The sequence below is a fragment of the Psychroserpens sp. genome, assembly GCF_036960315.1.
Lineage (GTDB): Bacteria > Bacteroidota > Bacteroidia > Flavobacteriales > Flavobacteriaceae > Psychroserpens.
The window spans coordinates 15936-29128 of the sequence record NZ_JBALVR010000014.1 but is presented as its reverse complement, the minus strand read 5'-3'; the positions used below and the strand labels follow the sequence as shown (position 1 = coordinate 29128).

General features: G+C 34.5%; 4 protein-coding genes. All 4 read left to right on the top strand.

Going from position 1 to position 13193, the window contains the following annotated elements:
• Positions 1–6145: 6145 nt before the first annotated feature.
• Positions 6146–7732 carry a peptide chain release factor 3 gene (locus V7719_RS17395; protein ID WP_335731223.1) on the top strand — a complete coding sequence of 529 codons (1587 nt, stop codon included), beginning with the start codon at positions 6146–6148 and terminating at the stop codon, positions 7730–7732.
• A gap of 128 nt (positions 7733–7860) precedes the next feature.
• The gene (locus tag V7719_RS17390; RefSeq protein WP_335731222.1) at positions 7861–9912 is read left to right on the top strand and encodes a muramidase family protein; all 2052 of its coding nucleotides are present in this window, start codon (positions 7861–7863) and stop codon (positions 9910–9912) included.
• 223 nt (positions 9913–10135) lie between these two features.
• A complete protein-coding gene (locus tag V7719_RS17385; protein WP_335731221.1) occupies positions 10136–12253 on the top strand; it encodes a gliding motility-associated C-terminal domain-containing protein in 2118 nt (705 codons plus the stop codon).
• Positions 12254–13189, top strand: coding sequence for a PorP/SprF family type IX secretion system membrane protein (locus tag V7719_RS17380; protein ID WP_335731220.1), 936 nt, complete (start codon positions 12254–12256; stop codon positions 13187–13189).
• The last annotated feature ends 4 nt before the right edge of the window (positions 13190–13193 follow it).

Below are 13193 nucleotides of genomic sequence, written 5' to 3'. Positions count from 1 at the left end.
TTGCTTACCGTATAAGTATACGTTATAATATCACCCGCAGTCACTACACCATCTGCGCCTAAGTCTAAACTACTTGTCTTTAAGATACTGATCTCTGGATTCTGTGGAATCACGGTATCGGTTGGATCATCAGGTTCGCCATCTCCATTATTATCTGTATCTGTTGGATCGTTTGGATCATCACTATCATCTGAAATAACATTACCAGCAGGATCATCGCCTGTAGCTATTGCCTGGTTTGTTACAATTCCTGTATCTATATCGTCTTGTGTGATGGCATAAGTTGCTGTATAAACTATCGTTCCTACTCCTATTGCTAAGTCTTGTAAATCTGCTTCCAAATCGACATCTGTCCCTCCACTCTGATAAACTGGTGTTGGTAAGGTTCCCGTTCCTGTAAAATCGGCTGCATCTTCTGTTACATTAACATCAAACAATGTGACACCACCTGTATTACTTACTGTATATGTATAGGTAATAATATCTCCTACACCCACAACACCATCAGGTCCTAAATCTAAACTACTTGTCTTTATGACATTTATTCCCGAACATAGGCTAATCGTTGAATCGGTAGAGCTTATATCATTTTGTTGTAATGAATTGTTCGAAGTGTCTTGAGGCACACCATTAGCACCTACATTATCTCCTAAACTATCATCAACATCTAAATCAGCAAGAGTATATCCTCCATCACCTTCTAATGCATCAGGACATCCATCAGAATCACTATCTGAATCTAAGTAATCTGGAATACCATCATCATCAGTATCAGGATCTGTTGTTTGCGGGTCCACGTAATTAGTAGCACAATCAAATAAAACACTATGGTAACGTACAACATCTATTAAAGGATTGTTTGCCAACACTCCTAATCTAAATGTATAACTAGAAAAGTTATTATAATTTGCCGTGATATTTAAAAACGGATTACTATTAGATGATCCAGGGAAATCAACGTTTCCTGAAGTAGCGACTAAGAAGTTAGGCTCAGAGGTAATCGTTAATGTTGTCGGATTATCAACAACATAATTAATTGGATAAGGAATTCTATTACGTTCAAATGAATCTAGATCTCCATCCATATCATTATATCCAACAAAAACATCTGGAAAACTTAGAGGAGTAGTTGTTCCAGATTGTACTAATTGAATATTGTATTCTACCCAGCCCTCTTGCCCTGGATTTAAGTAATTAATTCTAGTACCTGGTTTGAAGTATTCTGGATTGGAAGAATTATCATCCAATATATCAACTTCAGCATTATTGAAACTTACTAATGTTACTAAAGCATCAGTCCCTGCTGTCACGTTAGCAAATCTAAACACTTCTCCTTCAAGAAGGGTCGCTAAGTTTCCATCACCAGATTCTTCTGTAGGAATAGCACTAAAATCAAACACAGCTTGAGTACCACACAGAGGCGGAGAACTTACTGTTTCTCCTCTTTCATCAATATCTAGTAATCCATCATTATCATCATCATCGTCACAACCATCTGGCACTAAATCTCCATCAGCATCTGCTGCATCATCAAATCCTTCACAGATATCAGCTGAATTAATAACGCCATCATCATCACAATCATTCGTTGGGAAATCTGCACATGTTCCAATTACAATGGTTGCTTGTGCAGTATCACAGATCGTTGGATCTATGTCTAAACATATTTGATATTCTACAGTAAATGTTCCTGGAACACTATTACCTGGAACACTGATTGTTCCGTCGGTATTAATCGTCACACCTGTTAATCCGCCATCATTACTAATATTGATATTATCTGAAATGTTACCATTAGTTGCAGCTATACCGTCGGCTGTATCTAATCCATTGCCATTATCGGCAAAGACGCTTGTTGTTGTACCACCTGTAACTGGGTTAAAAGATGTTGCACTGAAATCATCATCTTCAGCATTAATCGTAAAAGGAATTGCCACAGCAGTCCCGCCATTTCCAGAATTATCTATATCGTTAGTCCCATTTGGATCTAATTCATCTGCACTAACATTGGCCGTATTATCAAATGCGCCAACAGCATCAATGGTAGCCATCACTATAATAGTAACATCATTTGCTGGCGTTCCACTTGCTATACTTGGAATTGTACATGGAAAAGTAGCACAACCTCCACCGCTTACAGAGGTGATTGTTAAGTTACTCGTTGCATCATCAACTACCACATTATTGGCAGTATCTGGTCCTGCATTACTTACAACTAATGTATACTGTATTGTTTGTCCAACAGTAAAAGGTCCAGCTGTATCTAAGGTCTTTGTTATGCCAACGTCTGCTGTAGGTGTTGGTGTAACTTCAATAGTCACATTGGCCGTATCACAAATCGTATTATCGACATCTAAACAAATTTGGTACGTCACAGTATAAGGTCCTGGTGTGCTTCCTCCAGGAACGTTAATCGTTCCATCTGTATTGATTGTTACTCCTGTTAAACCGCCATCATTAGTGATACTAATATTATCTGAAATGTTACCATCGGTTGCGTCCACGCCATTTGCATCGTCAGTTCCATTAGAATTATCTGCAAATACACTTGTTGTTGTTCCACCTGAGGCTGAATCAATTGATGCTCCACTGAAGTCATCGTCTTCAGCTGTTATTGTTAATACATTTACTGTCAGTATTGCACTATTTTGTTCATCTACACATAAGTTATTTGGATGTGTTATTACCAAATTGTAGACATTGTTATCTAAGCCTGTAACATCTGAAATATTTAAAGTTACTGTATTAAAATTACTGTAAACACCACCATCGATAATACCATCAATATCAGTACCATTTCTTTGCCATTGATATACTATAGCTCCAGAAACATCTGTTGCTGGAGGGATGGTATAATCTGGAACACCAGTCGTAAAGGTTGTTGTACTTGCTGCTATTACCGAAGTTATTGTAAATGAAGTTGCATTACCAGCGGTTACTGTTTGACCTATTAATACGGTTGCATCTACTACAACTTGTGTAGCAGTCGTGACATCAGCATTAGTTCCTGAATAAGCAGTTGCGAACCCAGTAACTTGGCCATTTCCATCAAAACCAGTACCATCAACATAACCATCTCCATTGGAATCTGTATGACCTGCTTCTACAACATCATCACAGCCATCGTTATCTGAATCTGCATCTTGTGTATCAGGAGTGGCATCACCATCTGTATCTCCACCACAAAACGCTTGATAATGCACATTATCAATTTGTAACCTACCTGACCCAGCATCTGTAGCCATTGTAATTCGAATATATCGTGCAGAACTTGTTAAAGTATAGTTTTGTAATACTTCAGAAGAAATACTTGAAAAATTGAACGTTTGCAAATTGCTGTAAACTGTATTATCAAGTGATTGTTCTACACCCAAAACATGTAAACTCACTGTTACAAGAGATTCTATTTCTATTATTACATCAGAATCTACTGTTGTCCCTAAATCAATTATAAGTTGATCAGTTACACTATCTATACCTGCAAATATGTTATCCGACCCAATCGCAAAATTTGGGTTTATAATACCTGATGAAGCGGCATCAACTAAATCAGCATCAGACGCTGGTGTAGATGCACATTCAAAACTATCTAGAATTCCATCATTATCATCGTCTAAGTCGCAACTATTATTAATTCCATCTCCATCTGGATCGTTAGCTGTTGGTGTACCTAAAATTGCACCATCGGTACAAGAATCTATAACTATTATAGTCACATTTGCAGTATCACAAAATGTTGGAGCTATATCTAAACAAATTGTATATTCAACAGTATAAGGTCCTGTCGCTGTTCCCAGCGGAACATTGATTGTTCCATCTGTGTTAATTGAAACGCCTGTTAATCCTCCATCATTGGTGATACTGATGTTATCTGAAATATTGCCATCAGTTGCACTTATACCATTTGCTGTATCAGTTCCATTCCCATTATCATTAAATACACTCGCTGTTGTTCCTCCTGTTGCTGAATCAACTGGTGTTCCGCTAAAATCATCATTCTCTACGGATATATCAAAACTACAAGACACTGGAGCAGTAAAAACATTTGAATTGTTAAATACACATGCTAAATCATCAGAAAATACACCTGAGATTGAAATAGCACTACCATTCGCCGGTAATACTACATCATTAAGTATATAAGGTGATGTCAATCCTGTAACTGAAATCGAACCGGTTACATCTCCTGTTAATTCTAAAGTACCAGTGGTAGGTATTTCAGAAAATTCAACGGTAATATCCACTGTAAAAAAATCATCTATAGTATTTAAAGGTGTTCCATTATCATTACAAGTCGATACATCAGATGAAGTAATAGAATCAATACTACAAGTATTAACTCCACACACATCAAAATTAACTATAGTAATACATTGAAAACTTGTTGCTGTTGCTCCTGTTAATCCTCCTGTACTACCATCTATAACATGACCAGTAAAGCAAATCGTTTTAGTATCTCTGTTATAAATTGTAGTTGCATGACCTCCTGTACTTACATAGACTGCGTCATCAACATCAATTGTATATCCTCCTGGAATAGTCGGATACTCTGTTATAGCATCAGTTCCTTGGCCAATAGCTCCTAAATTATTTGAACCCCAAGTGAGTAAAACTCTTTTAGATGTTGGCGTAGCTCCTTCTGTAATTGCACCAGCACTAGCCCATTGTTCAGAAGATTGATTAGATGATATTAGTAGCACATTTTCAATAGGATTCCCTAAAGAATCATCAATAGTCACCCAATTTAAAACAGTATTTGTCGTTTCATTGATGATTTTTTGTGATGTGTTATGGCCAACACCATATATTCTTCTATCTGTACCTAGTGCTAACACACCATGTTGATTTAATTCATCATTATGGAAAGCTGTAATATACACTGGTGTTGAAGGTGGAGCAGTCATTAAAGTCGCGTAATCATAATCTGCCGCTCCAAAACCATCACCTAAATATATTTCTTGTCCCCATACATATACATCACCATCATTCTGAATTGCATATAAGGCGACGTCACTTCCTGTAACATGAAATACATCCGTTATAGGTACGCCAGCTGATGTTTGTACCTGTTGCCAGATAGTTGCATCATTCGACGTGTTTCCGCTTACTCTAGTTCCTCGTGATGCTACCCAAACTTCTCCTGCTGTGGTATTAATTGCAAGAACATTTGATGTCGCATATAAATCGGTAATATCTGTTGCAATAAGTCCCGGTGGAAGAGCCATAGTAGCAAAAGTAGCTCCAGAAACAAAGCTTCCATTGACAACTTCATCAACTTGTCCCCAAGCGTATAAGTTTGTTGTTGTTAATAAAAAAGCTTGTCCTCCCGAATTACCAGATACAGCATATTGCAAAATGGATCCAGAAAAAGCATATCCGTTTGCAGGTGATATTTCTTGAATTGTCGTTACATTACCTCCATTAAAATCCATGCCTTCACCCCAAGTAATTAGGCCATTTGGAGTTTTGGCAATACTTTGGTGATACGACGTAATGATTATATCATCTTTAGGATTATATGTACCATCCGCCTCTGGTACAGGGCATTGAGCAAACAAAAAAGTTTGAAAAGTTATCATGGCAAAAAATGCAAATGAAAACTTGTTTGTAAACGAGAATCGAGTAAAGATTTTCATATTATCTTAAGGTAAAATTATTTATATCTATATAATGTTGAATTATTCTATATAAAAATCAATACCAAATAACTTAAAAATTCTACCAAAAAAACCTATGATATAAGTACAGAAAGCCCTCTACTCTAGAAATAAGAGCACAGGTGTAGGTCATGAATTGGGTAAATCAAAATTATTGCTATTAATCTTAGTTCAAAAATAATACTTATTACTTGAAATTATCAAATCTAATTAACATATTTTTAATCGACTAAGTGCATGATTTAATCGATGAAATGCTAATTTAGGGTTTTATTTTGAAAAACAAAGTGTTTTTTGAAAAATTAATAAAGTAAGATTTATGCTATTAAAAACATCTGCCCTATTACCGCATCAATTATCTTACAATTACTTCAACACATGATTTGTGAATAAGTCACTTTCCATATGGTATCTGTAATAATTATATGTAGAGTTTTTAATTATAAATGATTGAATAAAATTTATATTTGCAATCACGAAAAAAGACTATGAGTTTTATTAAAGAAATCAACAGACGACGCACCTTTGGAATTATCTCGCATCCAGATGCTGGTAAAACAACGTTAACCGAAAAATTACTTTTATTTGGAGGAGCCATTCAAGAAGCTGGTGCTGTAAAAAGTAATAAGATAAAAAAAGGCGCAACTAGTGACTTTATGGAGATTGAGCGCCAACGTGGTATTTCTGTTGCTACCTCTGTTTTAGCTTTTGAATATGATGGTATCAAAATTAACATTCTAGACACACCTGGCCATAAGGATTTTGCTGAAGACACCTTTAGAACTCTTACTGCAGTTGATAGCGTTATAGTCGTAATAGATGTTGCCAAAGGTGTTGAGGAACAAACTAAAAAACTCGTTGAAGTCTGCCGAATGCGAAACATCCCAATGATCGTTTTCATTAATAAAATGGATCGAGAAGGTAAAGATGCTTTCGACTTATTAGATGAAATTGAACAAAAGTTAGGCTTAAAAGTCGTCCCTCTAAGCTTTCCTATCGGAATGGGATATGATTTTAAGGGGATTTATAACATTTGGGAAAAGAATCTTAATTTATTTAGTGGTGATAGCAGAAAGGATATAGAGGAAACTATCGAAATTAGTGACTTAGCTTCTCCAGAGTTAGATAAGCTCGTAGGAGAAAAAGCTGCTCAAACCCTTCGCGAAGAAATTGAACTTGTAGAGGGTATTTATCCTCAATTTAATAAAGAGGATTACCTCAATAGCAAATTACAACCTGTCTTTTTTGGTTCGGCATTAAATAATTTTGGGGTTCGTGAACTTTTAGATTGCTTTGTAGAAATCGCTCCAAAACCAAGACCAAAGTTTAGTGAAGAACGCTTAGTAAAGCCAGAGGAGGATAAGTTTACTGGATTTGTATTTAAGATTCATGCTAATATGGATCCGAATCACAGAAACCGATTAGCCTTTATAAAAATCGTATCTGGAGAGTTTAAACGAAATACGCCATATCTACACGTTAGACATAATAAGAAACTTAAGTTTTCTAGTCCGAATGCCTTTTTCGCTGAAAAAAAAGAGATTGTTGATATCTCATTTCCTGGTGATATAGTAGGATTACAAGATACCGGAAACTTTAAAATTGGAGACACACTTACAGAAGGTGAAATTCTAAACTACAAAGGTGTTCCAAGTTTTTCACCAGAACACTTTAGATACATCAATAATGCTGATCCATTAAAATCAAAACAACTCAATAAAGGCATAGACCAACTAATGGATGAAGGTGTAGCACAGTTGTTTACCTTAGAACTCAACGGAAGAAAAGTCATTGGTACAGTTGGAGCACTTCAGTATGAAGTGATTCAATATCGTCTTGAGCATGAATATGGTGCAAAGTGTATATATGAGAACTTAAATGTTCATAAAGCCTGTTGGATAGAGACTGAAGATGTTAAAAGTGAAGACTATAAAGAATTCCTTAGAGTGAAACAACGTTTTTTGGCTAAAGATAAGCGTGGACAACTAGTGTTTTTCGCAGATTCGGTGTTTTCTTTACAAATGACTCAGCAAAAATATCCAAGTATCAAATTTCATCTTACGTCAGAATACTAAACATTTAGTTCTAATAGCTTGAGATTATTTCGCATTTGTTAATAAACTATTAATAATTTGAAAATATACAGCTAAATACCTAGCGGTAATTAAATATATTTATATTAACATCTAATCTCTATAATAAATTGACTACTATTAAAACTAACATCATATTTCTAGTAGTAATTTTATTGACCCTCAATACATTATTCGCACAAACAAAACCTATTAAGCATATTGTTGTGAAAGGAGACAATGTATATCGATTATCCTTACGTTATGGTGTATCTATGGAGTCCATATTTCAGCTAAATTCCGGTTCAAGAACAATTATCAAAACAGGAGAAATAATTTTTATTCCAAAAAAAGGACAATCAACTTCTGTAAATAACAACTCCACCAAATTTGAAAATTACTTAGTCTCTAAAGGAGAGACCAAGTACGGACTCTCAAAAAAATTCAACATTTCCATAGCAGAACTAGAAAAAGTAAATCCAAGTATTGTTAGAATGCTCATTTCTGGTCAAACTATTCAAATTCCTTCCGGGGCTTTAGAAGTTAAAACTTCAACAAACACTGATGTAAAAGTCACATCTCATATTGTTAGAAAAGGAGAAAATTTATGGATGATATCACAGCAATATAATATGTCTTTATCAGAGTTAAAAGCACTCAATAAAGATAAATTAAGTGATATTCTTCGAGAAGGTCAAGAATTATCTATTCGAAAAAACGTGAAAAAGTTCAGCAATGACACTTACATGGTTGTCAAAGGCGACACCAAATTCGGTCTATCCAAACGTTTTAATACATCTATTTCGAGACTTGAAAAGTTAAACCCTGAGATTACCCCAATGCTTAAAAGTGGCACAAAAATCAAGACAGGAATATCCAAAATTAAAGAAGAAGAAGAAGAAGAAGAAGAAGAAGAAGAAGAAGAAGAAGAAGAAGAAGAAGAAGAAGAATATATAGCCGAAGAAACAGTTACAACTAGAATAGATTCAATAAATGTCAGCTCTAAACTTGACTTTGAAGATTATACCATAAAACCTAAAGAAACGCTTTATGGTTTAGCTAAGCAGGCTAATATGTCTATTGAAGCGTTTCTAAAACTAAATCCTAGTCTTAAAGAATCAGTTATAAAAGGAAGTAGTATAAAAATGCCAACCAATATAGAGGAGCCTAACTCTGAGGTGTCTTCATTATCACAACAGAAAATTGAGAATTCACCCATTACCGCTAAAAATGATTTATTCTCTGTCTCAGTCGTTTGGGATGACTCTAGCTCTTCAGCAAGTGCAGAATCAAAAAAACAGAGATCTGGTTATTATCTCGGCCTAAAAAAGGCTATCGACTCTATGAGTAAATTACAGCCAAAAAACAAATTGCAAATCAAAAACACCCTCGCACATCAAATCTATACAAAAGACTCTTCAAATCTCGATACTCCTAATGTCTTTTTATACCCTACAGAAAATTATAGACAGAATACCAATTCATCGACAGGAATCGATATGATGTCTTTAACATACAAATATCAAGATAGCACGAAGAAATTAATTCTTAAAGGGCTACCTACCGAAGATGATATGCGGAAAAGAGTCTTAACATATTTAAAAGAACAAGACGCTCATATAATATGTATATATGATGAAAATCATGCTCAAAATAAAAATCTAATTGAAAGTATTCTACCAAAAGCCGATTTCATACCAACAAGAAAAAATGGCTCCTTTCAATCTAATAAATTAAAGAGTGCTCTTCAATCCGATATTAAAAATTTTGTCATAATCGAGAGTGATAAGGTTGGTGTACATCTTAGTAGCACCAATTTATTACTAAAGGAAATGTCAAATGCTAACATCCAACTTGTCGTACTCAATCCAAAAAACATACCGTCTACTGGTGCAGTAGCAACTAAACGTTTTAAAATCTTACATCTATTATATCCACAACAATATAATTCTGAAATTAGTAACGGTTTGGGAAAGGCAACTGCTCTAGGTTTTGCTTTCAACTATGACGTGCTAAAGCGTTTATTCAAAAATGGATTAGAAGCATTTAATAGTAAAACAACAACTTCTGTTTTTGGGTTTTCGTTTAACTATATCCTAAAAGATGGAGTTTATGAGAATAAGTCTGTAATGTTATTTGTGTTTGATGAAAATTCAACGGGTACTCAAATTGATAAAAATTAGATAAAATGCATTTTTTTACAGATTAAAGTATTATTATTTATATTTACTGAAAGATAATCGTTAAAATTCACTTTTCGTCGTAAAATTTATTTATACATTTGACAATAAGTTTTCAATAAATTATTAAAATTGAACCACAAAAGAAAATATCTTATTTATGTAAATATTCGACATTTTCACTAATTCAATACAAAGTCATTATCCTAGAGAAAATTAAATTTAAATGAAAAGCCCCTTTTTGAAACTAACCATTTTTCTTGCTACATGTTTGATGATCATTACGGAAAGCTTCGCTCAATGTCCAACCGTAAATAATAATTCTCAAATATTCTGTAACATAGAATCTCTTTTAATCTCAGATTTAGAAGCTATTGATAATGGTGGTGGAATAGCTTGGTTCGACACAGCAACTTCAACAACGGCTTTAAATCCTTCATCATCTTTAATAGATGGAGAAGATTATTTCGCTGATAATTCATCTGGAAACTGTGGTTCAAGAATAGAAGTTATAGTTACTATTTTGGGAGCACCAATAGGGCTAAATTTTCAGGGTGTTTGTGTCGAGAATTCTCAAGATGCTACTATTTTAGATTTGGAGGTTATAGGTAATGACGTCCAATGGTATTTATCAACTATAGGTGGTTCCCCTTTGGATATTAATACTATATTAATGGACGAAACCATCTATTATGCGGATCAGTCCAGTCCCACAACCAATTGCCGTACCTCAAGATTGGCCATATTTGTAAATGTAGGTATTGTTCCTATTCCTTTAGGTGATCCTATTCAACAATTTTGCACAAATGAAGATGATATTCCAACTGTGGGAGATTTAATTGCTTCTGGCAACAATAATTGGTACCTATCACAGTCTTCTGCGTCGCCATTAGATTTAAACACACCTTTAATCGATGGAAACATCTATTTTGCAACTACAATTGATCCTCCATGTGAAAGTGAGTCTAGATTAGAAGTTATTGTCGAAATTATTTTTCAAAATTCTGCAGGCTCAAATGGGGCTTTAGAAATTTGTGAGGATGATACGAATACATACAACCTTTTTGACAGCCTTATTGGATCGCCTGATATTGGCGGAACTTGGTCACCTGCTCTGGCTAGTGGCACGGGAATATTTGATCCTAGCGTTGATTCTGAAGGCACATATACGTATTCAGTAACAAGCAGTAATCTATTATGTGAAGATGCCTCTGCATCAGTAACAATTACTATAGTTCCTCCTCCAAATGCAGGAACAGATGGCACTCTCGAAATATGCGAAAACGATACTAATACATACAACCTATTTGATAGCCTTAACGGTTCTCCAGATACAGGTGGAACTTGGTCGCCTGCTCTAGCTAGTGGTACGGGAATATTTGATCCAGCTCTTGATTCTGAAGGTACATATACCTATTTCGTAGAATTAACAGAATGTATGCAAACAGATGCATCAGAGGTCATCGTTTCTTTCAATAATTTACCAGACACTGAAGGATTAACAATAAGTATTTCAGATAATTGTCAAGGAGTAGATCTTTTAGTGACTATAAGTAATGCCATAAATTTAGCTGATGGTGATTACAACATAACTTTTGATATTACTGGAGCAAATACTATAAATCAAGATATTGTATTAACAATAGTTGGTGGTGAAGCTAGTTTTTTAATAGATTCGGATGTATTCGTAACGATTGGATTACACCAATTAATTATAAATAGTTTATCTAGTATATCAACAAGTTGTAATGCAGATGTATCAAATTTCCCTATAGTAGATTTTATTATTTTAGAAAGTATCTCTCCTGAATTGATAGAGGATGGTAATTCTTTTTGCCTTGATGACAATCCAACTATTGCATCTCTATCAAATAATATAGTAAACACTAATAGTAATGGAGTAGATTGGTACGACGCAGCATTAAGTGGAACTATTTATAGTTCTGATACTCTGTTAGAAGATGGCGTGACTTATTACGCCTCAATAATTTCCGAGGAAGGTTGCGAAAGTGAGATTAGACTTGCCGTTACAGTAACAATTTCTAACTGTATTGAAGATATTTTAATTCCGGACGGGTTTTCTCCTAATGGTGATGGTATAAATGAAACATTTGACATTAAGAATCTTGATGTTTTGTATCCTAATTTTAAATTAACCATTTTCAACAGATATGGCAATATTTTATATGAGGGAAATATAAATACACCGCAATGGGACGGAGTCTCTAGTAGCGGGAGGAGTTTTGGAAATAATGAATTACCTGTTGGTGTTTATTTTTTCATATTAGAGTTTAAAGATGGTATTAGAAAAGAATTACAAGGTAGAGTATATCTCAATAGATAGATGAATTTTAAAAATAACATAGGATTTCTTTTAGTTATCATTTTGATAACAAATATTGCGAACTCACAACAGGATGCGCAATTCACTCAGTATATGTATAATATGAATGTGATTAATCCTGCGTATGCAACGGCAGACGATGACTATATTAATCTTGGGATCATTTATAGATCCCAATGGGTTGGCGCTATTGGATCTCCAACTACGGGCTCTTTCTTTGCACACTCTAGTATTGCTGATAATATGGAAGGTGGTATTTCCATTGTACATGATCAAATTGGAGATGTAGTAAACGACACAAACTTATTTTTAGATTACGCATATATATTACAACTAAACGAAACATCAAAATTATCGTTTGGTGTTAAAGCTGGCTTGTCTTTCTTTTCAACTAATTTCAATGGATTTGTTTACTCTGATCCTGTTCCTGACCCATCATTTGCAGAAAACATAAGCAGAACCTTTCCAAATATAGGGACAGGTGCATTTTATTTTTCAGATAAATACTATGTAGGCTTTTCTATTCCTAACCTATTAAAATCTAAACACCTCGACGAAAGTAGCGGTATTGTCACTGAAGGCACTGAATCTTTACATATGTTTTTCACTGGCGGTTATGTGTTCAACATTAACGAAAATCTATTGTTTAAACCAGCATTTATGGCCAAATCTGTCAGTGGTGCTCCACTAAGTTTAGATCTAACAACTAATGTGTTAATCAATAACAATATAGAATTTGGTTTAGGATATCGTTTTGAAGATGGAATTAGCGGATTAGTAAACTTTAAAATTATGCCAAACTTGAGATTGGGATACGCTTACGATTATACAGTTTCAAACTTAGGTAGATTTAATTCTGGAACACACGAAATCATTCTTTTATTTAACCTATCAAAAATAGGATCTGGTTATGACAAATCACCAAGATTTTTTTAATATC

Bases quoted from the DNA above. Each gene is read 5' to 3' on its own strand.
- V7719_RS17380 (WP_335731220.1), top strand. From the start codon at position 12,254: ATGAATTTTAAAAATAACATAGGATTTCTTTTAGTTATCATTTTGATA.
- V7719_RS17385 (WP_335731221.1), top strand. From the start codon at position 10,136: ATGAAAAGCCCCTTTTTGAAACTAACCATTTTTCTTGCTACATGTTTG.
- V7719_RS17395 (WP_335731223.1), top strand. From the start codon at position 6,146: ATGAGTTTTATTAAAGAAATCAACAGACGACGCACCTTTGGAATTATC.